Genomic DNA, 25381 nt, shown 5'->3' with positions numbered 1-25381 from the left:
GTGCCACTGAGTAACGGAGCCGTCATCGCGCAGCGCTACAGACTGCTGCGCCTCATCGCCACCGGCGGCATGGGACAGGTCTGGGAGGCGATGGACAATCGCCTCGACCGCCGTGTCGCCGTGAAGGTACTCAAAGCCGAGTTCTCCGAGGATCCGGAGTTCTTGCAGCGCTTCAGGTTCGAGGCCCGTACCACCGCTCAGCTGAACTACCCCGGAATCGCCGGGGTGTACGACTACGGCGAGACCCGCGACGGTGCAGGCGAATCGCTCGCCTACCTGGTGATGGAACTGGTCAACGGCGAACCCCTCAACGCAGTGCTGGGTCGCATGTCGCGCCTGCCGCTCGGCCATGCCCTCGACATGCTCGAACAAACCGGGCGCTCACTGCAGATCGCGCACACGGCAGGGGTCGTCCACCGCGACGTCAAGCCCGGCAACATCCTGATCACCCCCACCGGGCAGGTCAAGATCACCGACTTCGGCATCGCCAAGGCCGTCGACGCCTCCCCGGTCACCAAGACCGGAATGGTCATGGGCACCGCCCAGTACATCGCTCCCGAGCAAGCCCTCGGCGAAGAGGCGACCTCGGCATCCGACGTCTACTCACTCGGCGTCGTCGGATACGAAGTACTCGCGGGCACACGGCCTTTCGTGGGCGACGGCGCCTTGACCGTCGCCATGAAACACGTCCGCGAAGCACCGGCACCCATGCCGGTCGACCTACCACCTGCCGTCCGTGAGCTCATCGAGATCACGATGGTCAAGGATCCGGCCGCCCGGTACGCCAACGGCGGTGAATTCGCCGACGCCGTCGCCGCAGTTCGCGCCGGCCGTCGGCCGCCTGCACCCGGCAACTCGCGCGGTACCGGAACCGGGAGAGTCATGATGCCCGGGGTCGTGCCCAGCCCACAGCCGCCTCCGCCGTCGAGCACCCAGATGATGCCGACCTCGCAACGGGATTACCGGGGCCCGGCTACCGGCACTGCAGCTGCAGCGGTTCCCGAGCAGACCGGCATGTCCTCGGCACAGAAAGCGTTGGCCTGGGGCGGCGGCGCGCTCCTGCTGTTGGCCATCCTGATCGGCGGTTACGTACTGCTGACCGGTGGCAGGGACGACTCGCCGACACCGTTCGTGCAGCCGACGACCACCACGCAGCCGACGACCACGACCACAACGACCACCGAGCCGACGACCACCACCGAAGAAACCACGACCACCGAAGAAACGACGACCACCACCACGACGACCACGACCACCTCGGAGGAGCCGACGACCACCGAAGAGAGCACGACGACCTCGGCGCAGCCCACCCAGACGACGACTCGCAGGCCGCTGATCGAGATTCCGTTCCCGCAAGCACCACAAGGACAACGATGACGACTCCCCGTACGCTCTCCTCTCGCTACGAGCTGGGCGAGATACTCGGTTTCGGCGGTATGTCCGAGGTTCACCTCGCTCGGGACACACGACTCGATCGTGACGTCGCCATCAAGGTTCTGCGCGCCGACCTCGCTCGCGACCCCACGTTCTACCTCAGGTTCCGACGTGAGGCACAGAACGCTGCTGCGCTCAATCACCCCGCCATCGTCGCCGTCTACGACACCGGTGAAGCGGAGACCGAAGCCGGTCCGCTCCCGTTCATCGTCATGGAATACGTCGACGGCGACACGCTGCGCGACATCGTGCGCGCCGAAGGACCCATGGAGCCGCGTCGGGCCATGGAGGTCATCGCCGACGTCTGTGCTGCGCTCGATTTCAGCCACCGCAACGGCATCGTGCACCGCGACGTCAAACCCGCCAACATCATGATCAACAATGCAGGCGCGGTGAAGGTGATGGACTTCGGCATCGCACGCGCCATCGCCGACTCGTCCTCGCCGATGACTCAGACCGCCGCCGTGATCGGAACCGCGCAGTACCTCTCGCCCGAGCAGGCCCGCGGGGAACAGGTCGATGCGCGTTCGGACGTCTACTCGCTCGGGTGCGTGCTGTTCGAGATCCTCACCGGCGAGCCGCCGTTCAAGGGGGATTCGCCGGTCGCCGTCGCCTACCAGCACGTCCGTGAAGACCCCCAGCTGCCGTCGCTGGTCAACGACACCGTCCCACGCGAACTCGACTCGATCATCCTCAAGGCAATGGCCAAGAACCCGGCCAATCGCTACCAGAGCGCCGCCGAGATGCGTACCGACCTGGTCCGCGTTCTGGGTGGACAGCGCCCGAGTGCGCCCATGGTGATGAACGACGAGGATCGAACCACCATCCTCGGCTCCGTCGATTCTCGTCAGGCCGATTTCTCCGGCAAGGACAAGCCCGCGGCTACGGCGGTGCCTCGGTCGTCGCGCCACACGGAGAACTACGAGGAACCGAAGAACCGCCGCGGCCTCAAGATCGCGTTGATCTCGGCGGCCGCGATCATCGTCGTCGCTATCGTCGGCGCCTTTTTGTGGTCCCTCGGTCCCGGTGCCGACCCCAAGACCGTCGCTGTGCCCACCGTCGTAGGACTGTCCGCAGACGAGGCGCAGCGTCAACTCGAAGAAGCCGGCCTGCGAGTGAGCATCCAGGAGAAGCCCGACGCGGCGATTCCGGAAGGCTCGGCCATCGGCACCAATCCGGCGGCCGGATCACAGACCGAATCGCCGGGGAACATCCAGCTCGACGTGTCCTCGGGACCGCAGCAGGTGCAGGTTCCGCGACTGACCGGACTCACGCAGCAGCAAGCGTCGGATGCACTGAACGAGGTGGGCCTCCAGCTCGATGCCACCGTCGCCCGTGCTCCGTCGTCACCCGAGAACCTCGACAAGGTCGTCGAGCAGAATCCGTCCTCGGGCGTGAGCATGAACGCGAACTCGCAGGTTCGCATCACCCTGGGCACCGGGCCCGCGCAGGTGCGGATGCCCGACGTCGTGGGGCAACTCGTGAACGTGGCGCAGCCGAACGTCGAGGGAGCCGGACTGCGCGTCCAGGTGCAGAACATCGACTCGGGACAGCCGACGGGTCAGGTCGTCTCCACAGATCCCGTGGGCGGCACCAATGTCACCGAGAACACCGTCGTCACGCTGCGCGTGTCGAACGGCGACAAGATCCCCATGCCCGACCTCGCCGGTCTGACCGAGGCGCAGGCGTTGGCCTCGCTGCAGTCGGCCGGCTGGACGGGCACGGCAGCGGAACTGACGGCGACGAGGGAAGCGACGCTGGATCCGTTGATGGTCGGGCGAGTGGTGAATCAGACGCAGCCGGCAGGGTCCGAGATCAGCAAGTCCGACACAGTCACGATCAGCATCGGTGCCCTGGGTATCCCCGGGCGTTAGCGATCAGGCGAAGGCCTCGGCGACCTGCGCCTCCAGGGTTCCCACCAAACCGGAATCGGTGGGCATACCGCACACTGCGAGCCAGTTGGCCAGCATCCGGTGCCCGCCCTCGGTGAGGATGGACTCCGGATGGAACTGCACGCCGTGAATGGGTAGCTCGGTGTGCCTCATGGCCATCACCAGGCCGGACTCGGTACGGCCGATGATCTCGAGTTCCGCGGGGATGGTGTCCTCGCGGACGGTCAGCGAGTGATAGCGGGTGGCCGTGAACGGCTCGCCCATCCCTTCCAGGACGCCGACGCCGGTGTGATGGACGAGGCTGGTCTTACCGTGCAGCAGCTCCGGGGCCTTCTCGACCGTGGCACCGAACGCGGCTCCGATGGCCTGATGGCCCAGACACACACCGAGCAGGGGGGTTTTGGCCCGCGCGCTCGCCGAGACCAGGTCCATCGTGGCCCCGGCGCGCTGCGGGGTTCCCGGGCCCGGGCTGAGCAGAATGCCGTCGAACTCCGCGGCGACAGCGTCGCGATCGGCGAGTCGCTCGTCGTCGTTGCGCCACACCTCGACCTCGGCGTTCAACTGGCCCAGGTACTGGACGAGGTTGAAGACGAAGCTGTCGTAGTTGTCGACGACGAGAATGCGCATGTCGACAGCGTACTCAGCGCGGCTCCGCGAAACGCATGCGCACCGATTCGGTGTGCGCCGGAACCGAGAGGTTCTGGTAGGCCTCGACCTCGTAGCGCAGGCCGTAGCGCAGCGCATACTGCTCGTACAGCCGCACCCCGGGCTCGTTGTCCAGCGCAGCCCGCAGTCGATCCGGGTCGCCGAGAGCCGTCATCACGTACGGCGGACTGTACGTCCGGCCGCCCAGTAGCAGCGTGTTCCCGATACACCGCGGTGCCGACGACGCCACCAGACGCTGATCCTGCATCGCCATCGCCGACGCACCACCGGCCCACAGGGCGTTGAGGACACTCTGCACGTCGACCTGATGAACCACCAGGTCGTCCGGAGACGCGTCGGACGCATACGACCCGTCGGGACCGCGTGGAGCGTCGGCCATCGTCACCGTCAACCCCGTGCCGGACGCCTCCTCCCGGCCCGCCGCGTCCGAGAGGGCGTCGACCCGGGCCAACGCGTCGGCCACCTCGGAGTCGCCTGCCGCCGTGCGTTGCTGCAGGAGATCGACCTGCTGCTCCAGCGCATCTCTGCTGCGCAGCGCATCGTCGCTGCTTCGCTGGGCCGAATCGACCAGATCGGCGAGCCGTGTCGTGTCGCCGCCCCGCAACTCGTTTCCGTCCGAGGCATGTCGCGTGGTTCCGAGCAGCAGACCGACCACAGCGCACACCGCCACAGCGAGCACCCACCATCGGGTCTCGGAGGAATCGGTCGATCGTCGTCTCACAGAGTGCTCGCCACCGTTCGGTAGGTCGGTGCTGCGCTGATCTGAGTTAGCGTGTACTACAAACCGGGTGGATGACCGCCACGGCTCTCCGGGAGACAATAACCTGGGGATGCACGCAACTCGATCGATCCACAGGTTGTCACCGTCAGTTGTCCACAGGCACGGCGCACGCCGATGACCGTCAAGAACACGAAGAGGACGCAATGCCGAAGTCGAAGGTACGGAAGAAGAACGACTACACGATCAACCCGGCCAACCGCACGCCGGTGAAGGTCAACGCCGGCCCGTCGCCGGTCTGGTACGTGGTCCTGATGCTCGGATTCATGCTGGTAGGGCTGCTGTGGCTGATCGTGTACTACCTGGCCCAGGAAGACATCTCGTTCATCGGCAACCTCGGTGCGTACAACTTCCTCATCGGATTCGGCTTCATGGTCGTCGGCCTCGTCATGACCATGCGATGGCGCTGAGAGCCGGCCGAGTTACACCCATGTCATTCATCCCCAATGTGGATAAACCCTGTGGATAACTTTCCCAACCATCCACAGGGTGTGTACGAACACCGATGGGCGACGCCGGCCGTAGCCGTCGGCGCGCTGGTGGCAGGCGGTATCGCACTCGCCATCGGTGCCGTCCTCGCCTCCTCGGACGCCGCCGGAACCTTCCTCGTCGGACTCGCCGCCGTCGGAACCTGGGTAATGGCAGCCCTCGCGGCCGCACAACGCCCCCGACTCGCCATCACACCCGACGGCTCCCTGGTGATGAAACGACTCACCGGCACACGCACGTACTCGCGCGCCGACATCGTCCAAATCAAAGTGGTCCGCTACCCGAGACTGGGACGACGAGTACCGATGCTCGAACTGGACGTCCGCCCACCCGACGAGGACGACGATCGACTCATCATCTTCGGTCGATGGGACCTGGGAGCCGACCCACGCGACGTGTTCGAGGTACTCGACACCTACGGTCTGGTGCCGCCGAACAACTGACCGCCCACCGTCCCCGACCCCTCCGGGGGTACTCAATGTGACGTTCAGTGGACTTTTCGGGGGTCAATGGCACATTTAGTGGACCAGTGAGCGTCGCAAAGCCGCCGGGCAGCCCATGGTGATTGCCGAGCACGCGTGTCGGCGTCGTCGGGAGTCAATGTGACGTCCGGTGGCCTTTTCGGGGGTCAATGGCACATTTAGTGGACTTCAGAGGCCCATCTGCGCGCGCAGGTCGAGGACTCGGACCGCGATGGTGCCCAGGGCTATCAGGGCTACTGCGGCCACGGAGAGCCAGGCGAGGGATATCCCGGCACGAGGCTGCGCGCTGTTGCGGTTGGGTAGGAACACCAATCCGGCGGTGGCTGCCGCTCCGGCGACCAGTCCGCCCATGTGGCCCCACAGCGAGATGCTGGGGATGGAGATGCTGATGAAGATGTTCAACGCGATCACGATCAGGACCGGGGTCGGAGAGCGCTTGAGTCGCAGCAGAATGACGGCCTGCGCACCGAGCAATCCGAATACGGCACCCGACGCCCCGGCGGTGGCGGCGAGGGGGTTCTCGAACAGCAGGACCGATGCGCTGCCGCCGAGCAGCGACAGGAAGTAGACGGCGAGGTAGCGGCTGCGGCCCAGCACCAGTTCGACGTCTCGGCCGATGATGTACAGGGCGAACATGTTCACCAGCAGGTGGATGGGTCCTATGTGGATGAACCCACTGCTGAGGAGGCGCCACACATCACCGTCCGCGACCAGCAGGCTGTTCAGTGCCCAGGCGTCGGCCAGCGAGGATCCGCGGAAATTGCTCATGAGGTCGCCGGATTGAGCGGCGGTGATGCCGAAGATCACGACGTTGATCGCGATCAGCGCGAAGGTCAGGGGTGTCTTGGCGGAGCGTGTCATCGGCGCGCCGGCGACCGTACGTGCGGTCCGGACGTTCTTGTTGCCGTCGCGCACACAGTCGACACAGTGTTGCCCTACGGCCGCGGGCTGCAGGCACTGTGGGCACGCGGGCCGGCCGCATCGAGAGCAGGCCAGGCCGGTCGGGCGATCGGGATGTCTGACGCACACCGACTGGGGTGGGTTGGGCTGGTCGCCGTACGCGCCACCCCAGCCGGGGTTTGTCATCGTGTAATTCCTTCTACAACCGAATCAGGCGATGGTGATGCTGTTGATGACGACCTCTTCCACCGGGCGATCGCCGCGGCCGACCTGCGTGCTCGAGATGGCGTCGACGACCTTCTTGGACGCCTCGTCGGTGACCTCACCGAAGATGCTGTGCTTGCGGTTGAGGTGCGGGGTCTTGCCGGTGGTGATGAAGAACTGCGAGCCGTTGGTGCCGGGGCCTGCGTTGGCCATGGCCAGCAGGTACGGGCGGTCGAAGGAGAGCTCCGGGTGGAACTCGTCCTCGAACTTGTAGCCCGGTCCGCCGGTGCCGGTTCCGGTCGGGTCGCCGCCCTGGATCATGAAACCGTCGATGACGCGGTGGAAGACTGCGCCGTCGTAGAACGGTCCGGTCTTGGCTCCCGACGCGTTCTGCGTCGTGTATTCCTTCGACCCGTCCGCGAGACCGACGAAGTTCGCGACGGTCTTGGGGGCGTGATTGCCGAACAGTTCGATGACGATGTCGCCGCGGTTGGTGTGCAGCGTTGCCGTTTGGGTCTTGTTTGGTGAAGTCACGCTCACCATCGTGCCATCTCGAGCGACCGGGTAGTTCACAGGTGGTGTATTGGGAGGGTCGATCGGGGCGCTGTTGTGGAACAGTGAGGGCATGACGAGCACAACGAAAACCGAGCGGGTTCACTCCTCCACCGGTACGGCGGCGTCGACGCTGCTCGGTGCCGCTTCCGTCGTGAGCAAGGGCCCTGCCGGAGTGGGCCTGCTCCTCGCCAAGCGCGGCTACGGCCTGGCGCGTAAGCAGGCTGCGCAGCGTCGCGCGGCAACCGCCGAGCGGATTGCCCGGGCCGATCTGACCAAGGCAGCTCTCACGGCTGATCGGACGCCGGGAAACAAGCGTCGCGTCCTGGCGCTCGGAGCTGCCGCTGTCGCCGTCGGAGGTGTCGTGTTCTACCTCAGCCGTCGCCGCCACGAAGTGCCGCCGCCCGCAGATGCGCCGCCCAGCCTGGTCGATTACGAAGACGAGTCGACGTCACAGGTATAGCAGCTTCTGTAGTAGATCGAACAGGCCCGGCCGGGGCCTGGTTTCTGCATCGTCACCCCGGCCGGCGACGACCAGCGCGACGTTGTGTTCGACGCTCGAACCGTCCGTGAGGTAGTCGCCGTGACCTGTGGTGCCCGGACGCCCGTCGCCCTCGTCGGTCGCCAGTTGGGTCACTCCATCGAGTGTGCCGGGATCGCGACCGAAGGCACCGATGTCAGCAACGATGTCCCCGCGCGCCTCCGCCGCGAAAACGTGACCGTCGGGAACCTGTAGGTCGGTCACACTGTCGGTGCCGAGGCCAGGTGATCCGAGGGCCACGAACTCGTCGACGCCGGTGCTTTCGTGCAGGGCAGCGGCTGCGGTCAATGATCCGTACGAGTGTGCGAGCACCGACAGATGTGGATCGTTCGACCGGGCCGCATCGAGGCCCTCCAGAAAGGGCGCCAATCGCGTCGCCCCTGCGTGCGCTGCTGCGTCGGATACGACGGTTCGATGGGGATCGAGCAGGCCCCATCCCAGCTGTGGTGCCTGGTAGTTCATCCACGTCACGGCTGCGACGGTGGGCGGCGGATCCTCCGAAAATGTCTGTTCCACAGTATTTTTGAGGTTTTCCAGGTCGCCGTCGTAACGTACCGCGTCTCCGTGGACGGTCGTGCCGAGGCCGGGTACGAACACCGCCACGTGTGTTGCCGTGTCGACGTCACCTATCGCAATCGCGGCAGTGGTCTCTGCATACGTCGAATTGTCGAGCGCCAACAGTTGCCTGTCACCCTGCGCCAGAGTGCTCTCGATCGCGTCGAGCGAACGCAACCGTGTTAGCGTCTGTTCCAAGCCGGCGTCGGCATCACTGAACATTCCTCCGAAAGTGTTGTCCTGCAACTGTTTTCTGAGTTCATCCGCCACAGCCTGCAGTCGGAGGCGCTCACTGGCAAGTACCCGACGGTTCGCTGAATCCCGAATTCGACCCGGCACGCCGTCGAGATTACCGACGAGAGCCGGGTGCTCGACGAGCAGTCGAGTGCGCTCGGCGGGCGAGAGTACGCTCCAGAACGCCGCATTCGTGGCCGGGCTCCCGTCGACCGGCACTACCGATACCCCTGCCGTGGCCAGTTTTCCCGGTGAGATGTCGCCGGCGAGGCGTCGGGCAAGGTCGTCGTCGAACGCGGTCGCGGCTCGCATCAGTTGGGTGATGCGTTCGGCCAACTCGGTGCAACGGCGACGCCGATCGCGAATGGTCGACGACAGGTCCTGCTGCGCAACCGAATACGACGTCAGCACGTCGGTCACCGAACCGTCGCGTCGGATATCGAAGTGCTCGCACGCGGCGTTCGATTCCAGAGCGGTCAGCGCCGAGACGAGTCCCGCCATGTCGATGGCCGCCGGAGCGGTGCACAGCGCTACCCGCAGTAGCTCCGTCGCACAGTCCCCCACCTGCGCACTTAGAGCTCCGATGGCATCCCGGTATGCCGTTGCCGCGGGGCCCTGCCATCCGTCGTCGACGACGGTCTCCAGCAGTGAGCTGTGCACGGCGGTCAATTCACGCCAACTGTGCATGAACCGATTCGAGACGGCGGTCAGCGCCTGACTGTCCCATGATCTGACGTCATCGAGCGTGACCATCGCAATCCCCCCGCAGCGTTGTCGTCGTACTCGACGAGTCAACGTCAGCGAGACGGTGCAGCGAGAAATCTATCCCCAGGCTGTGGATGAAATCTGGGGATGACGGCCACATCGGTGTATCGCTACACGATTCTGCGTACCGGCCCGCGATGTCCGTCGCCGGGCTCGGTATGGCGAGACGCCTTCGGGGGACGACTCCGCTTGGCGCGGTACAGGTCTGCGTCTGCAGCGCGGTATATTTCACCCCACCGGCGGCCGGCAGGCATACACGCCAGACCGACGCTCCACTCGGCTCGATGGGATCGACGCAAGCCGTCGATGACCTGCCAGGCTTCGGCCTCGAGAACCCCTGGCATGAACAGGACGAATTCGTCTCCGCCGAGCCGGCCCAGAACGTCCCGTTTCGTCAGTTGCCCCTTCCACGCCTTCGAGACGCGAGTGAGCAACACGTCGCCGGCAATATGGCCGTACTCGTCGTTGATCTCCTTGAAGTTGTCGAGATCGAGCACCGCCAGACTGACCGTCAGACCACGAGCGGCGCACGCGGGCAACATCTTCTCGATCTTCGACTCGAAACCGAATCGATTGAGCAGGCCCGTCAACGCGTCGTGAGTGGCCGAATACCGCATTCGACGCGCGAACACCCCGAAGACTTCCGTTGCGCCGACGATGCCCAGGGCGACCAGAATGTAGCTGATGAAGGGCGTGCCGTAGGGGGCGACAGCGGCGCCCACGACCGCAGACACGGCCAGTACTGCAACCCATATTCCAGCGTCGCGCTCGGACCAGAACGCACCGATGTGCATGCCGAGGAACATCGCCGCTTGCACACAGATCAAGAACGCGGGCATCGTGTTGCTACTGCCCAATGCACAGGCAAGCGCGCCCACCGACAGGGCGGTGGCGGTGCCGACCGCATGCTTGGGACTCGGCGCTCCTGCCCGGGCGAGAACAACGATCGCCGCCGGCCCCAGAACCACTGCGAGCGCGGCGAAAAGCTGCTGCGGACCGGACAGGTCCGACCACGATGCGATGCCGTTCGCGATGTAGAGAACCGTGGTCACCGCGGCGAATACCGCCAGCATCCGGCCGGACTCGTCGAACCTGAATCTGCTCACCAGCAAACACCGTCGACTACGCGTGACGCCTCACCGAGGCACGCAACGAACCGGACACCACCGCTCACGCGATTCCCCCCAGGCACCATCGGCCCTCCCCACGCACTACGACCATCGCCTCATCGGGCCCACCCGTGACCGGACTCTAACACCTCCGAGCTTCGATCACGACCCGCAGCAGCGATTCCGTAGCAGGTCAGGACGCTTTCTCGGCCCGCGCTGCCTCCTGCGCCAACAGGCGATCGCGTGATTCCTCGAACTTCGTCGCCTTCGCCTCGAGATCCTGGACGAATGCGGCCAGACGATCGCGATCGCGTTCGCCCTCTCCACTGAAGTCGTTGCGCTCGAAGATGTTCCATTTCCGCAGCACCGGCATCAGCACCTCGTCCAGATGCTGGCGGAGATCGTAGATCCCGTGCTTCGCCAGGATCATGGCGTTCTTGCGGAAGTTCGGCATGTTCAGTCCCGGCATCTGAAAGTCCGTCGCGACATCGGCGATGGCACGCACCATCTGGTCCGGGACCAGGTCGAGCGACGCCTCGCCGAGGTTGCGGTAGAAGATCATGTGCAAATTCTCGTCGGCGGCCACCCGGGCCAGCATTCGATCGGCGATCGGGTCACCACAGGCCAGCCCCGTGTTGCGGTGGGACACGCGTGTTGCGAGCTCCTGGAACGTCACGTACGCCACCGAATGCAAAAAATTGGAGCCGTCCATCGGGGCATCGACACCGACCGTCATGTGGTGCATCCGAGCCCGCTCCAGCTCGACCGGGTCGACGGCGCGTGTGACGACCAGATAGTCGCGCATCACGATCCCGTGACGGTTCTCCTCCGCGGTCCAACGGCCCACCCAGGTGCCCCAGGCTCCGTCCAACGAGAAGTTGTCGGCCAGACCGCGGTGGTACGACGGCAGATTGTCTTCGGTCAACAGATTGGTGATCATCGCTGTACGAGCCAACTCCGACAAAGACGACTGCTCCAGCGACCAGTCCTCTCCGCCCATTGCTGCAAAATTGCGACCCAGATCCCACGGCACGTAATCATGCGGATGCCACTCCTTCGCCATGGACAGATGGCGATTCAGGTTGGCTTCCAACGTGCCGTCGAGTTCGGTCAACAGCTCTTCATGATCGAGAACACGCGTCATCTGTGGGGCTCCTCCGAGAAATATGAGACGCCCGAACCGAAGACCGATCCGAGACGCCGAGATCGAACGACGGCACACCCCCCTGCGGTGCGCCGTCGCGACCTGTCCCGTCGATCCGAGAACCGACGCTGCTGTACCCGAAGAACGCTAGGGACCGCGGACGTGATGCGAAACGAATCGAACAATGATCTGGATATCTGGGCACCGATCTCGACAGCGGTTGGTCCGAGTCACAACAGTGGTCGACGCATCCCTGCCACTGCGCCGGGACTCGATGTCACGTTCGGTGGACTTTTCGGGGGTCAATGTCACATCTAGTGGACTTGGGGTGAGGGGCAGTCGAGGGGACTTGGGGTGAGCGGCAGTCGGGTGCAGACACGAAAAAGGACGCCCATCGGAATGGACGTCCTTTGATTGTGGAGCCTAGGAGATTCGAACTCCTGACATCTGCCTTGCAAAGGCAGCGCTCTACCAACTGAGCTAAGGCCCCGGGTGTTGCTGTCGAACGTGCACAAACTTTACACGTTCTCTCCGAGCGATTGTCACCCGGTGGAGATGCTGTGCCAGACGCCTTCCGAGCTGCGCGTGGAGCGCACCTTCGATACTGTCAGCACTGCGATCACCACCGAAGCAACAAGAAGAAGGATTTTCACGTCCTGCCTCTTTTCGTTCGTTCGGTGTGGGCCTAGGAGGACTTGAACCTCCGACCTCTTCCTTATCAGGGAAGCGCTCTAACCGCCTGAGCTATAGGCCCTCGATACTGCTTCGGGCCGAAGAATTGCTCTCCTCGAACCGAGGGATGAGATTACCGTATCGGGCCGCTGTCTTCCAAAACGGCCCGATACGGCTGTCGTTCGTGCTGGTCAGTCGCGATCTGCCAGCGTCACTTCGACGCCGCCGACCAGGTCCGACGACAGGTTGTAGATGAAGGCACCGATCGTGGTGAGTGCGGTGAACAGTACGACATTGATCACACCGATCACTGCCGCGTAGCCGAACACCTGGCCGGCGCTGACGAGTCCGCCGTCGCCGGATTCGTTGACGATCTCGGTGAAGGCACTGTTGAGTCGGTCCCACACACCCATGCCGTCGAGCACGGCGTACAGCAGGCCGACGGCCACCATCCACACGAAGAACAACGACACAGCGATGACCAGAGCGATCTTGAGCGTCGACCAGGGATCGATCTTGCGAATCTGGATCGTCGCCCGCAGAGGATCGCCGTCCGCGCTGGGTACCGCCGTGATGGCGGTGGGGGCTGCGCGATCGGCTGCCGTCGGCTCGGGATGCCGGGTGGCGGACAGATCCGGCATGTCCTTCGCCAGATCCTTGCGCTCGATGTGCCGAGTCGGCCCGTCGATCACGGCCGCCTTCGACCGCGCTGCCTCGCGTCGTTCGGTCTTGTCCTCACCCGATTCACGCTCACCCGATTCACGCTGGCCCGGCGCTGCCGAGGCGGCTGCAGCTGCCGCTGTCGAACGATCGAACTCACCTGTTGCCGGCAGTGCGGTGCCGCGCCCGGACAGGTTCGTCTGAGGTTGGTTCTGGGGCTGCTGACGGTCGTCGGGCCCCTGCTGTGCCGGACGCTGGCCGGGGCCGCGCTGCCAGGGCGGAGTGCCGGAACCGCCCTGCGGGCCGTCTCCGCGTTGAGTCGGTATCGCCTGGGTCGGTGCCGGAGCCTTCGACTCGGCTGACCCCTCGGCAACCGGCGCAGCGTCATTGGCGGGACGCGGCGGCGATGCGGGACCGGACGGTCCCTGACCCTGCGGCGGCTGGCCGTTGGCTGGGCGACCGCCGTCGGCGTTTGCGGTACCCGGCTCACCGGGCCGACCGTTGGCCGCCTGTGGCGGGCGAGACTGAGCCGGTCCCTGCGGTGCCGGTCCCTGCTGAGGTGCCCGCGGCGGCGGTCCCTGAGGTGCCGGCTGACCCTGAGAACCCGGCTGACCCTGCGGTGCCGGTGGGCGCTGCGGCGGCGGTCCCTGCGTCGGACGAGGCGGGCCGGCCGGACCACCTTGTGCCGGGCGTGCCGGTGGCCGAGCACCCTGCTGCGGTGCCGGTCCTCGCCCGGCCGCGGGAGCCGGACGCGTCGCCGGCTGGGGGCGACTTCCCGGTCGGGCACCTTCGGGGGGTGCCGGACGCGATGGCTGCTCGGTCTGCGCAGCGTCCCTGCTGTCCGGTCCACCCGTGGGGCCGGGCCTGCTGCCAGGCCGGTTGGGAGTGCTCACTTACGACTCCTTCGGTGCATCGTCTTCGGGACCTGCTGCGTCCGGTTCGATCTCGTCGGCGTTGCGCGCTATCGCGAGCAGTGTGTCGCCTTCACCGAGATTCATCAACCGCACGCCCTTGGTCTGTCGGCCGGCTTTCCGTACCTGCTTGGCAGCGGTCCGGATGACGCCACCACTGGACGTGATGGCGTACAGCTCGTCCTCGTCGTCGACGATGAGAGCTCCCACCAGCGTGCCACGCTTGGGGTCGTACTGGATTGTCAGTACTCCCTTTCCGCCGCGGCCCTGCTGCGGGTAGTCCTCCATCGCGGTGCGCTTGGAATAACCGCCCGACGTCGCGACCAGCAGGAACTTGTTCTCGCTGACCACGTTGAGCGAGAGCAGCTCGTCTTCGCCGTTGAAGCGCATGCCCTGGACACCGGAGGTGGCGCGGCCCATGGGGCGCAGTACCTCGTCGGTGGCCGAGAATCGGATCGATTGGCCTTGAGCCGAGACGAGCAGCAGGTCGTCGTCGGACGACGCCAGAACTGCCCCGACCAACTCGTCCTCACCGCGGAGGTTGACGGCCACGATGCCGCCGCTGCGGTTGGAGTCGAAGTCGGTCAGACGCGACTTCTTGACCAGACCGCCCTTGGTGGCGAGCACCAGGTAGGGAGCATCTTCGTAGGTCTTGATCTGGATGACCTGCGCGATGCGTTCGTCGGGCTGGAACGCCAGCAGGTTCGCGACGTGCTGTCCGCGCGCCGTGCGGTTGGCCTCGGGCAGCTCGTACGCCTTGGCCCGGTAGACGCGTCCCTTGGTGGTGAAGAACAGGATCCAGTCGTGCGTCGAGCAGACGAAGAACTTGCTGACGATGTCGTCCTGCTTGAGGCCCGCTCCCTGCACGCCCTTGCCGCCGCGCTTCTGAGACCGGTACAGATCGGTTCTGGTGCGCTTGGCGTATCCGGTCTCGGTGATCGTGACGACCACGTTCTCCCGGGCGATCAGATCTTCGTCGTTGACGTCGCCGTCGGCAGCGATGATGCGCGTGCGACGGTCGTCGCCGAACTTCTCGACGATCTCGGCCAGTTCGTCTCGCACGATCTGACGCTGACGCTCCGGCTTGGCCAGAATGTCCTGCAGGTCGGCGATGGTGCGTTCGAGTTCGGCCAACTCGTCGATGATCTTCTGGCGCTCGAGGGCTGCGAGGCGCCGCAGCTGCATGTCGAGAATTGCCTGCGCCTGGATCTCGTCGATGTCGAGCAGATCGATCAAGCCCTGCTTGGCGAGATCGACCGTCTGCGACGCACGGATGAGGGCGATGACCTCGTCCAACGCGTCGAGCGCCTTCACGAGGCCGCGCAGGATGTGGGCCCGCTCCTCGGCTCTGCGCAGGCGGTACCGAGTACGACGAACGATCACGTCGAGTTGGTGAGTGACGTAGTACCGGATCATCTGATCGAGTCGCAGGGTGCGCGGCACGCCGTCGACGATCGAGAGCATGTTGGCACCGAAGCTGGTCTGCAGCTGCGAGTGCTTGTAGAGGTTGTTGAGCACGACCTTGGCGACGGCGTCGCGCTTGATCGTCACGACGATGCGCATACCGACGCGGTCCGAGGACTCGTCGTCGATCTTCGAGATACCGGACAACTTGCCGTCGCGAACCTGCTCGGCGATCGAGGTGATCAGGTTGTCGGGGTTGACCTGGAAGGGCAGTTCGGTGATGACGATCGTCGTGCGACCGTTGGAGTCCTCCTCGATCTCGACGACGCCGCGCATGCGGATCGAACCGCGGCCGGTCGAGAACGCATCCTGAATTCCCTGGCCGCCGACGATGAGTCCGTGGGTGGGGAAGTCGGGACCCTTGACGCGTTCCATGCAGGCCGCGAGAGTCGCTTCCTCGTCGGCCTCGAAGTTGTCGAGAGCCCAGAACACCGCGTCGCCGAGTTCACGCAGGTTGTGCGGCGGAATGTTGGTGGCCATACCGACGGCGATACCGTTGGAGCCGTTCATCAACAGGTTCGGCACACGCGACGGAAGTACCGTCGGCTCTTGGGTTTTGCCGTCGTAGTTGGGGATGAAGTCGACGGTTTCCTCGTCGATGTCGCGCAGCATCTCCATGGCGAGCGGGGTCAGACGCGCTTCGGTGTATCGCATGGCGGCGGCACCGTCGTTGCCGCGGGAGCCGAAGTTGCCCTGGCCGTCGACCAGTGGGTACCGCATCGACCACGGCTGAGCCAGACGCACGAGCGCGTCGTAGATCGAGGTGTCGCCGTGGGGATGGTAGTTACCCATCGTTTCGGCAACGGGCCGTGCGGATTTCACGTAACTACGGTCGGGACGGAAGCCCGAGTCGTACATCGCGTACAGCACACGTCGGTGCACCGGCTTGAGACCGTCGCGGACCTCGGGAAGCGCGCGGCCGACGATGACGCTCATCGCGTAATCGATGTAGCTGCGCTGCATTTCCTGCTGGATGTCGACCGGATCGATCCGGTCGCCGCCCTCGGCGTTGGTGGTCGAGCCCGGCGGGGGCCCGACCGGCGGTTCGGTGATGTCAGACATAGAAGATCTCCTCGAAAACGGTCGTCGGACGCACCGACACTGAGTGCGGTGCGTCCGAGAAACGACTAAACGTCAAGAAAGCGAACATCTTTCGCGTTACGCGCGATGAAGCTTCGGCGGGCGGACACGTCCTCGCCCATCAGGACGCTGAACAGTTCGTCCGCGGCCGCGGCATCGTCGAGAGTGACCAGACGAAGAACTCGCACTGCCGGGTCCATCGTGGTTTCCCACAGCTCCTTGGCGTTCATCTCGCCGAGGCCTTTGTAGCGCTGGACGCCGTCCTCGACGTTGATCTTGCGCTTGTTGGCGATACCGGCCTCGAGCAGACCGTCGCGCTCGCGGTCGGAGTACGCGAAATCCGGTTCGCCGCGGCTCCACTTGAGCTTGTACAGCGGCGGCATGGCCAGGTAGACGTGACCGTTCTCGATCAGCGGCCGCATGAACCGGAACAACAGGGTCATCAGCAGGGTGGAGATGTGCTGGCCGTCGACGTCGGCGTCGGCCATCAGCACGATCTTGTGATAGCGCAGTTTGGCGATGTCGAACTCGTCGTGAATGCCGGTGCCGAACGCGGTGATGATCGACTGGACCTCGTTGTTCTTGAGGACACGGTCGATGCGGGCCTTCTCGACGTTGATGATCTTTCCGCGCAGCGGCAGGATCGCCTGGAACATCGAGTCACGGCCGGATTTGGCCGAGCCGCCGGCGGAGTCGCCCTCCACGATGTAGATCTCCGACTTGCTCGGATCGTTCGAGCGGCAGTCTGCGAGCTTGCCGGGCAGGCCACCGATATCGGTTGCGCTCTTGCGCCGCACCAACTCTCGCGCCTTACGTGCGGCCATGCGGGCCTGCGCGGACGAGACCGCCTTGTTGATGATGGTCTTGGCATCGGCCGGGTTGGACTCGAACCAGTGCGAGAGGTGCTCGTTGCACGCCTTCTGCACGAACGAGCGAATCTCGGTGTTGCCGAGCTTGGTCTTGGTCTGTCCCTCGAACTGGGGCTCCCCGACTCGCACCGAGATGACGGCGGCGAGGCCTTCACGGATGTCGTCGCCGGTGAGCTTGACGTCCTTTTCCTTGACCAGTTTCTTCTCGATGGCGTACTTGTTGACCGTCGACGTCAGCGCAGTACGGAAACCCTCTTCGTGGGTACCGCCCTCGTGCGTGTTGATCGTGTTGGCGAAGGTGTGCACCGATTCGGAGTAACCAGCGTTCCACTGCATGGCGATCTCGACCTCGTGGCCCTCGCCCTTGCCGGTGAAGCCGACGACCGAGTTGTGAATCGCGGTCTTGGTGCGGTTGATGTGCTTGACGAAGTCCACGAGACCGTCGGGGTAGTGGTACGTCCGCTTACGAACCTTGGCCGGCTTCGCGTTGGCCGCGTCGGCCTGCTCTTCCTCGGCGGTTTTCGGTGCCTCGGCGGTCTCGCCGAGTTCTTCCTCGGTCGCGTCGGTGGCCGCCACTCGCTCGTCGGTGAAGTTGATGGTCAGTCCCTTGTTGAGGAACGCCATTTCCTGCAGGCGACGGTGCACGGTCTCGAAGCTGTAATCGAGGGTCTCGAAGATCTTGCCGTCGGCCCAGAAACGCACCGTGGTGCCGGTCTCCGTGGTGTCGCCGACGGTCTCGAGTGGGCCGGGCTTGGCGTAATCGTACGTCTGCTTGTAGCGGTGACCGTCACGCGCGATCTGCAGTTCGACCTTGGTCGAGAGTGCGTTCACGACGGAGATACCGACGCCGTGCAGACCGCCGGAGACGGCGTAGGAGTCGGAGTCGAACTTGCCACCGGCGTGCAGCTGGGTCATGACGACCTCGACGGTGGGAACACCGGAGGAGTGCATGGCGACGGGGATGCCGCGGCCGTCGTCCTTGACCTCGACGCTGCCGTCTTCGTGGATGGTGACGTCGACGGTGGAGGCGTAGCCGGCCATGGCCTCGTCGACGGAGTTGTCGACGACCTCCCAGATCAGGTGGTGCAGGCCTCGTTCACCGGTGGAACCGATGTACATACCGGGCCTCTTACGGACTGCTTCCAGGCCCTCGAGGACCGTGATGGAAGAAGCGCCGTAATCCTTGCTGTTCTCACTGTTACCTGACTTCTGGGCAGCCACGGTTAGCTGGTTCTCCTTCTACGCGTCCACTACCCCGCTCACACCTGACGTAGGTGCTACCGCAGGGTCGGCACGGTCGTTTCCGCCGTGCTCGGTCCATGCGTTTGTTCCGGGCTTGATGTCGTACCGGTCCATAGTACTGGGTGGCTGCGACAGCATGGGGACGATGACACCCCTAAAAGGCCCCTGATTGCTTCACAGGCGCATTTTCTCGACATCGGACGACAAAGATGAAGGGTAAAACCGGCGATTCGGCTACAGATCGAGGACGATCCGTTCTCCGTCCGACCGCGAGACGCAGATCAACATCTCGTGCCGCTGCTCCTCGGTCGTCAACCGATTCTCTCGATGCTGCGGTGTTCCGCTGAGCACTCGCACCCGGCACGTGCCGCAGAAACCCTGCTGGCACGAGTACGCGACGTCCGGCCTGATGCGTCGAATGGCATGCAGCGCAGTCTCTTCCGCACCGACCGACAGAATTTCGCCGGAATCGACGAGCTGCACCTCGAATTCCGTCCCGTTCTTCACCGGCGGCGGTGAGAAGCGCTCGAAGTGCAGATGCGTGGCCGGGAGGGCGTCGAACGAGGCGCGAACGAGGTCGATCATCGGCGGCGGACCACATACGTAGACCGAACCGCCGGGGGCCGTCGAGCCCAACAGATCCATGCTCGACGGCATGCCGTCCACGTCGTCGGTGCGCACGGTGACCCGGGCGGGATCCCAGCCCTCGATCTCGTCGAGAAACGGCATCGACTCGCGGGAGCGGCCGCAGTAGACGAGGTGCCAGTCCATGCCCAGATCGCGGGCACGGCGCACCATCGAGATGATCGCGGTGATGCCGATTCCACCGGCGACGAATACTGCCTGTTCGGACGGTACGAACGGAAACCCGTTGCGCGGCCCCCTGATCGACACCGCAGTGCCGACCGTCAGCGCGTGCATTTCCGGAGATCCGCCGCCGCCGTCCGGCACGAGTCGTACTGCGATCGAGTACGTGTCGTCACTGGGCAATCCGCACAGGGAGTACTGCCGACGCCGACCGGAGGGAAGGTAGAAATCCAAGTGCATTCCCGGTGCCCACGCCGGCAGAGCCGACCCGTCAGCGGCGGCGAAGGTCAGCTGGACGACCTGTTCGTCGATGCACAGAACGTCACGGGAGACCAGTGTCAGTTCTCGGGTACGCGCGACGGGAGGCGCCGCGAACGAGGCGTCGTACTCACCGTTGTCGAGGAGGGCGAACCACTTGTCCAGTGCATCGGTGACCAGCGACACCGTCTGATCCGGCTCGTCACGCCCGTACAGATTCTGTGGAATCGTGCGGCCTACTCGGAACGAGTCGACCTTTCGAGCCATCGCGTCGAGCCTGCTCCGCAACGTGCGTTTGGTCATCGATCAGCGGACCGCGCCGCCGGCGAGGTGGCGAGATACTGCACGGCCTGGGCCGTCGAGCCTTCCTGAGACGGGTGATATGTGCTCTTGAAGTACCGCAGGGACGCCTTGACCATGGACATCGGCGTCGGAAACAGACCGGACTTGGCGACGCGTTGGAATTCACGGAACGACGGCGTGCGCTCCTTCGGCGACAGATGCGCCAACGTCGGATCCTGGCTCATGAGGTAGCGCACGCCACGCGTCCAGAACCAGACGAGAGTGGGTGCAATGACCACGTAGGTACGGATACGCCGGGCCGGCCGAACGTCGAAGTAGCGCATCACCTCGTATGCCACCGAACGATGCTCCACTTCTTCGGCGCCGTGCCACCGCAACAGATCGAGCATGACCGGATCGACGTCGGCTTCGTCGAGCTCGCGCGCGTTGAGGACCCAGTCGCCGAGGAACGCGGTCAGATGCTCGGCGGCTGCGATCAAGGCCAGCCGCTCCACCAGGCTGTTCTGGCCGTGGCCCGAGCGATTACCGAGTGCGCGTCCGAACAGGAACTTCATCTGGTCGACGTACGGATCGACATCGATGCCGTGGGCCCGAAGCTGATCGTGGACCTCGGTGTGGGCCTGAGCATGCATGGCTTCCTGGCCGATGAAGCCGATCACGTCGTCGCGCAACTGATCGTCGTGGATGAGCGGCAACGCCTCTTTGAACGTACGCACGAACCACTCCTCGCCCTCGGGCAGAAGCAGGTGCATCACGTTGATCAGATGGGTGGCCAGGGGATTGCCGTCCATATAGTGCAGCGGCAGAGTTTCCCAATCGAATTCGACGTTCCGAGCGTGCAGAACCACTCTGTCTTCGGGGGTCCCATCGACGTCGACCGCCGTTGTCGACGCCTTCTTCGTAGGTGCAGACACAACTTCTCCTCGTCCGATGGCCGCATGGAACAGTATTCGGTCCCCCGACCGTTGCGTGTCCCGAATCACGCTACGCATACCAACTGTCTCACAGCAACACTGCCCCCAACATCTGTTGAGGATCACCTGGACCAGGGGCTACGTCTAACGCGCATTGGGAACAGTCACTATCCGTAGGTGTCCCGCGGACCGCGACCTTTGACGTGTCGCTCGCCTTTTCGCCAGCTCTGCGTCGTCGGCCCGGTGATCCGAAGCGACGTCACCACACCGTGGCCCACCGCCGCCGCGATCTTCGCCAGAATCTGCGACTGCATCAATCGGAGCTGCGTCGCCCACGCAGTCGACTCGGCGGAGATACTGAGCACTCCGTCCTTGAGGCCGGTGGGGTCGGCGTGTGCCGAGATGTCCTCACCGACGACGCTGGGCCACCGCCCCAGCACGGCACCCTCGGATACCTTGGCCGACCAACCGCGCTTGGACGCGATCGAATTCGCCAGTGCCCCGAACGCCTGCGGGTCTCGATCGTCGGGGCCAGCACCCGACCAACCCCGTCGTCGACGCCCCCGCAGTGCCCGGACACCCCCGGTCGGTGACGAACGACCTTGACCGACCGACTTGCCGCTCGCCTTGGCCGCAGCCCGGGCGTCTTCGAGCGCCCGACGCGCAAGGTCGACGCCCTTCAACTCCGGCTGCTCATCCGGTGCCGGTGAATTCGTGTCGTCGCTCATGACACCTCACTCTCCGACGTCGACAGCTCGGTGATGGTCGAAATACGTCCTGCTGCACCGGGTTCCGATTCCTGGCGAGCCTCCACGCCGTATCGTCTCGCATCGAGTTCCGGTGGTACGTCTTCCGGGACTGCCGCGGTGATCAGCACTTGCTCGGCATCGGCTGCAACTGCAGCCAGGGCCGTGCGACGCTTGCGATCGAGTTCGGCGAACACGTCGTCGAGCATCAGGACGGGGTCGGTTCCGTCCTCACGCAGCAGCGAGAACGACCCGAGCCGAAGCGAGAGGGCATACGACCACGACTCACCATGACTGGCAAAGCCTTTGGTCGGCCGGTCGCCGAGCATCAATTCCAGATCGTCTCGATGAGGACCGACCAGACATACCCCACGTTCGATTTCCCGCTGTCTCATCACCGAAAGTTGGTGCAGGAAAGCAGCTTCCAGCACGTCGACGTCGTCGGACTCCGGTGCTCGGCCGGCATCGGAGAATTCCGGCGGCAGTGCCTCGGCGAGGCTGCAGCGATAGGACAACGTGGCGAGCCGCGATTCCGGCGCGATCGACTCGTAGGCCTGCTGCACGAAGGGCATCAGCTCGTGTACCAAAGATATTCTGGCCGAAAGCAATCGGGCACCGTGGGCGGCAAGATGGCCGTCCCAGACATCGAGCGTGGCCAGAGCGCTCGAGCCGTCGCTGGACGACGAGCCTCGACGCAACGCCCCGCTGGCGGTCTTGAGCAGTGCCGACCGCTGACGCAGCACCTTGTCGTAATCTGCACGCACAGCGGCCATTCGAGGAATTCTGGTGGTGAGCAGCTCGTCCAGATACCGCCGGCGCTCACTCGGGTCGCCGCGCACCAGAGACAGGTCCTCGGGTGCGAACAACACACTCTGCAGTACACCCAGAATTTCTCGTGGCCGACGCAGCGGAGACCTGTTCATCCTCGCCTTGTTCGCCTTGCCCTTGAGCAGTTCGACGTCGATGATCAACTCGCGTCCGTGGTTGACCACGGCGCTGCCGACGAACGCCGTGGACGCACCTGCCCTGATCATGGGCGCATCGGTCGAGACCCGGTGCGAGGACAGCGTCGACAGATAACCGAGTGATTCCAGCAGGTTGGTCTTACCGTGTCCGTTGGGCCCGACGAACACGGTCGATCCCGGGCCCAGGTCGACGATGACGTCGTCCCAGGACCGGAAATCGTGAAGTTGCAAAGACCGGACGAACACTTACTCGGTGTTCTTCGGCGCGGGTGCGCGCAGTGTCTCGTCCGCATCCGCCTTCTTGACGGCATGCCCGCCGAACTGGTTCCGCAACGCCGACACTGCCTTCATGGCAGGCGAATCTTCTTGTCGCGAAGCGAATCTCGCGAACAGAGCTGCGGAGATGACCGGGGCTGGTACGGCATGCCGAATGGCCTCCTCGACGGTCCATCGACCCTCGCCGGAGTCCTCGGTGTACCCCGAGATCTCACTGAACTCCGGATCCTGACCGAGTGCCTCGACCAACAGATCGAGCAGCCACGACCGCACGACGGTGCCCTTGCTCCAGGCCCGCAGTACGCCCTGCACGTCCTGCACCAATTCTTCGGCCTCGAGGATTTCGTAGCCCTCGGCGTACGCCTGCATCAGACCGTATTCGATGCCGTTGTGCACCATCTTCGAGTAATGCCCGGCACCGACAGGACCGGCGTGGACGAAACCGTCCGCGCGCTCCCCTTCCGGACGCAGGGCGTCGAAGATCGGCATAGCGCGTGCAACGTGCTCGTCATCTCCGCCGACCATCAGGCCGTAGCCGTTCTTCAATCCCCAGACACCGCCCGAAACTCCGGCATCGATGTAACCGATTCCCTTGGCGTCCAACAGTTCTGCATTGGGCTTGTCATCGGTGAAACGCGAGTTTCCACCGTCGATTACCAGGTCGCCCGGTTCGAGAACATCCCCGAGCCCGGTGATGGTGTCCCGGGTGATCTGGCCGGAGGGCACCATCACCCACACCACCCGGGGAGCGGTGAGGGACTCCGCGAGACCGGCGAGCGACGGGGTGTCCGTCACCTCGGGCCTCGGGTCGTATCCGATGACCTCGTGGCCGTGCTCGCGCAGCCGCTCGCGCATGTTGAAGCCCATTTTTCCGAGACCGACCAAGCCCAGCTGCATGAGGAAGCGTCCTTGTCTGTGTCAGGTGTAAATCCGGTCGAGCGGGAGTGGAGTCGGCGGAACGACTCGTCCGATCCCGCAGCTCCAACAGTAACCAGGCAGGATCAGCCCGGCAGCCTGACCGGCATCAGCAGATAGGTGTACTGGGACTGAGGCGCCGCGAACTTACCGGAATCGTCGGGCACCAGCTCCTCGTCCGACGTCGGACGCAGCACTGCAGGCCGACTCGGGGTGGTGAAACCGAACGTGACCTTCTCGCTGTGCAAGGAGGACAGGCCGTCGATGAGGTACCCCGGGTTGAACGCGATGGTGAGCGCCTCGCCCTGGAAGTCGGCCGGCAGAGCTTCCTCGGCGCGGCCGGCATCGTCGCCGCCTGCCGAGAGCAGCACACCTTCGGCGTTGAATTCCAGACGCACCTGCGCACCGCGTTCGGCGACGAGTGCCACGCGCTTGATGGCCTCGACCAGCGGCGCGATCTCGAGTGTTGCGACGGCGGTGTGTTCTGCCGGCAGCAACTGACGGAACTTCGGGAATTCCGCATCGAGCAGACGAGTGGTCGTGCGGCGCCCGTCACTGACGATTCCGAGCAAACCGTCGCTCCCGATGGAGGAACCCGAACCGAGAGCCAGCTCGACGGGCGAACCCGCGTTGCCGCCGAGAGTCTTGGCCGACTCGGACAGGGTCTTCGCCGGAATCAGCACTGCGGTGGTGGTGTCGGCGCCGGCGGGAGTCCAGTCCACCTCACGAACCGCCAACCGGAATCGGTCGGTCGCAGCCAGCACGACGTTGGTGCCGTCGATCTCGACACGGATACCGGTCAGCATGGGAAGCGTGTCGTCCTTGCCCGCCGCAATGGCGACCTGGGCAATGGCCTCGGAGAAGACATCACCGGCCAGCGAACCGGTGTTGCTGGGCAACTCGGGTAGCTGAGGATAGTCCTCGACCGGCATCGTCGGCAGCGAGAATTTTGCGCTTCCGCAGTTGACGAGAACGCGAGTCCCGTCGACGGTGACGTCGACGGGCTTGTTCGGCAACGACTTGGTGATATCGGCAAGTAGCTTGCCCGACACCAGAACTCGTCCTGCGGTGGCCACTTCGGCCGAAACCTTCACCTGGGCGGAGACCTCGTAATCGAAGCCCGAGACCGTCAGACCCTGTTCGTCGGCAGCAAGCAGAACGCCACCGAGAACGGGAACGGGCGGCCGGGACGGCAGGCTGCGGGCCACCCACGCCACGGAATCGGAAAAATCTTCACGAGCAACGCGAAACTTCAAACTTCCAAGCTCCATCGCTCGGCATTTCCTCTCGTTCGGGGCATTCGTGTGCACAGTCGAGCGGTGCGACCACGATCGTCGCGGCTCCAACCGATGCAACGACGAGTCTGGCACATCCAGCGCAAGCACACCGTATGCCCTTCGAGACGAAGTTGAAAGCTCGGGCGAGGCCACGAAGGGCACCGATGCGGTCGTCGGAAGGGGGCTGTGAACGGATCGTTCCCCAACACCTGTTTTCAAAGAAGTTCTTTCAAGGAGAAAACAGAAGTATTAATAGGTCCTGTGCAATCTGTGCATG

The 25381-nt window shown here is 64.5% G+C and carries 21 protein-coding genes and 2 tRNA genes; 5 read left to right on the top strand and 18 right to left on the bottom strand.

The window, feature by feature from the left end:
* Positions 1-1377, top strand: coding sequence for a serine/threonine-protein kinase (locus tag ASH04_RS07025; protein WP_032367614.1), 1377 nt, complete (start codon positions 1-3; stop codon positions 1375-1377).
* On the top strand, positions 1374-3308 hold the full coding sequence (gene pknB / locus ASH04_RS07020; RefSeq protein WP_057473154.1) for a Stk1 family PASTA domain-containing Ser/Thr kinase: 1935 nt from the start codon (positions 1374-1376) through the stop codon (positions 3306-3308). Before ASH04_RS07025 ends, pknB begins: the two co-directional genes overlap by 4 nt.
* 3 nt (positions 3309-3311) lie before the next feature.
* Here the strand turns inward: pknB and ASH04_RS07015 are convergent, their stop codons facing one another.
* A complete protein-coding gene (locus ASH04_RS07015; protein ID WP_032371409.1) occupies positions 3312-3953 on the bottom strand; it encodes an aminodeoxychorismate/anthranilate synthase component II in 642 nt (213 codons plus the stop codon).
* Between the two features lie 13 nt (positions 3954-3966).
* Positions 3967-4713 (bottom strand): DUF881 domain-containing protein, encoded by a 747-nt coding sequence (locus ASH04_RS07010; protein WP_057473153.1) that lies wholly within the window; start codon positions 4711-4713, stop codon positions 3967-3969.
* A gap of 203 nt (positions 4714-4916) precedes the next feature.
* On the opposite strand from ASH04_RS07010, the gene crgA reads away from it, so the two are divergent.
* A complete protein-coding gene (gene crgA, locus ASH04_RS07005) occupies positions 4917-5180 on the top strand; it encodes a cell division protein CrgA (RefSeq protein ID WP_027494985.1) in 264 nt (87 codons plus the stop codon).
* Positions 5181-5216: 36 nt separating this feature from the next.
* Positions 5217-5702 carry a PH domain-containing protein gene (locus ASH04_RS07000; RefSeq protein WP_045841529.1) on the top strand — a complete coding sequence of 162 codons (486 nt, stop codon included), beginning with the start codon at positions 5217-5219 and terminating at the stop codon, positions 5700-5702.
* A 207-nt stretch (positions 5703-5909) separates the two neighbouring features.
* Here ASH04_RS07000 and ASH04_RS06995 read toward each other — a convergent pair whose 3' ends face one another.
* The gene (locus ASH04_RS06995; protein WP_032392642.1) at positions 5910-6827 is read right to left on the bottom strand and encodes a rhomboid family intramembrane serine protease; all 918 of its coding nucleotides are present in this window, start codon (positions 6825-6827) and stop codon (positions 5910-5912) included.
* 24 nt (positions 6828-6851) lie between these two features.
* On the bottom strand, positions 6852-7388 hold the full coding sequence (locus tag ASH04_RS06990; protein ID WP_094621787.1) for a peptidylprolyl isomerase: 537 nt from the start codon (positions 7386-7388) through the stop codon (positions 6852-6854).
* An 82-nt stretch (positions 7389-7470) separates the two neighbouring features.
* On the opposite strand from ASH04_RS06990, the gene ASH04_RS06985 reads away from it, so the two are divergent.
* The gene (locus ASH04_RS06985; RefSeq protein ID WP_052054687.1) at positions 7471-7860 is read left to right on the top strand and encodes a hypothetical protein; all 390 of its coding nucleotides are present in this window, start codon (positions 7471-7473) and stop codon (positions 7858-7860) included.
* On the opposite strand, the gene ASH04_RS06980 is transcribed toward ASH04_RS06985, so the two are convergent.
* From ASH04_RS06980 to dnaN, 14 genes are all read right to left on the bottom strand, one after another.
* The gene (locus ASH04_RS06980) at positions 7849-9480 is read right to left on the bottom strand and encodes an alpha/beta hydrolase (RefSeq protein WP_057473152.1); all 1632 of its coding nucleotides are present in this window, start codon (positions 9478-9480) and stop codon (positions 7849-7851) included. The genes ASH04_RS06985 and ASH04_RS06980 overlap by 12 nt on opposite strands.
* 122 nt (positions 9481-9602) lie before the next feature.
* A complete protein-coding gene (locus tag ASH04_RS06975; protein WP_228139313.1) occupies positions 9603-10598 on the bottom strand; it encodes a GGDEF domain-containing protein in 996 nt (331 codons plus the stop codon).
* 196 nt (positions 10599-10794) lie between these two features.
* Positions 10795-11745: an acyl-ACP desaturase gene (locus ASH04_RS06970; RefSeq protein WP_057473182.1), complete on the bottom strand. Its 951-nt coding sequence runs from the start codon at positions 11743-11745 to the stop codon at positions 10795-10797.
* Between the two features lie 417 nt (positions 11746-12162).
* Positions 12163-12235: transfer RNA gene (locus ASH04_RS06965), tRNA-Ala, on the bottom strand.
* Positions 12236-12425: 190 nt separating this feature from the next.
* Positions 12426-12499 (bottom strand) — tRNA-Ile (locus tag ASH04_RS06960).
* A 109-nt stretch (positions 12500-12608) separates the two neighbouring features.
* Positions 12609-13970, bottom strand: a complete 1362-nt coding sequence (locus ASH04_RS26870) for a DUF3566 domain-containing protein (protein ID WP_082519191.1) — start codon at positions 13968-13970, stop codon at positions 12609-12611.
* Positions 13971-16514 carry a DNA gyrase subunit A gene (gene gyrA, locus ASH04_RS06950; RefSeq protein ID WP_057473151.1) on the bottom strand — a complete coding sequence of 848 codons (2544 nt, stop codon included), beginning with the start codon at positions 16512-16514 and terminating at the stop codon, positions 13971-13973.
* A 65-nt stretch (positions 16515-16579) separates the two neighbouring features.
* A complete protein-coding gene (gyrB, locus tag ASH04_RS06945; RefSeq protein WP_027494993.1) occupies positions 16580-18622 on the bottom strand; it encodes a DNA topoisomerase (ATP-hydrolyzing) subunit B in 2043 nt (680 codons plus the stop codon).
* Between the two features lie 255 nt (positions 18623-18877).
* A complete protein-coding gene (locus ASH04_RS06940; RefSeq protein WP_045841530.1) occupies positions 18878-19975 on the bottom strand; it encodes a PDR/VanB family oxidoreductase in 1098 nt (365 codons plus the stop codon).
* 32 nt (positions 19976-20007) lie between these two features.
* Complete coding sequence (locus tag ASH04_RS06935) at positions 20008-20925, bottom strand: metal-dependent hydrolase (RefSeq protein WP_057473150.1); 918 nt, start codon at positions 20923-20925, stop codon at positions 20008-20010.
* Between the two features lie 167 nt (positions 20926-21092).
* A complete protein-coding gene (locus ASH04_RS06930; protein ID WP_027494996.1) occupies positions 21093-21653 on the bottom strand; it encodes a DUF721 family protein in 561 nt (186 codons plus the stop codon).
* A complete protein-coding gene (recF, locus tag ASH04_RS06925) occupies positions 21650-22882 on the bottom strand; it encodes a DNA replication/repair protein RecF (protein ID WP_057473149.1) in 1233 nt (410 codons plus the stop codon). The genes ASH04_RS06930 and recF overlap by 4 nt, the downstream gene beginning before the upstream one ends.
* On the bottom strand, positions 22883-23809 hold the full coding sequence (gene gnd, locus ASH04_RS06920; RefSeq protein ID WP_027494998.1) for a phosphogluconate dehydrogenase (NAD(+)-dependent, decarboxylating): 927 nt from the start codon (positions 23807-23809) through the stop codon (positions 22883-22885).
* A 104-nt stretch (positions 23810-23913) separates the two neighbouring features.
* Positions 23914-25098 carry a DNA polymerase III subunit beta gene (dnaN, locus tag ASH04_RS06915; protein ID WP_027494999.1) on the bottom strand — a complete coding sequence of 395 codons (1185 nt, stop codon included), beginning with the start codon at positions 25096-25098 and terminating at the stop codon, positions 23914-23916.
* Between the last annotated feature and the right edge of the window lie 283 nt (positions 25099-25381).

The sequence above is a fragment of the Rhodococcus sp. Leaf233 genome (assembly GCF_001426165.1).
GTDB lineage: Bacteria > Actinomycetota > Actinomycetes > Mycobacteriales > Mycobacteriaceae > Rhodococcoides > Rhodococcoides fascians.
This window is presented reverse-complemented; position numbering and strand designations above follow the sequence as displayed.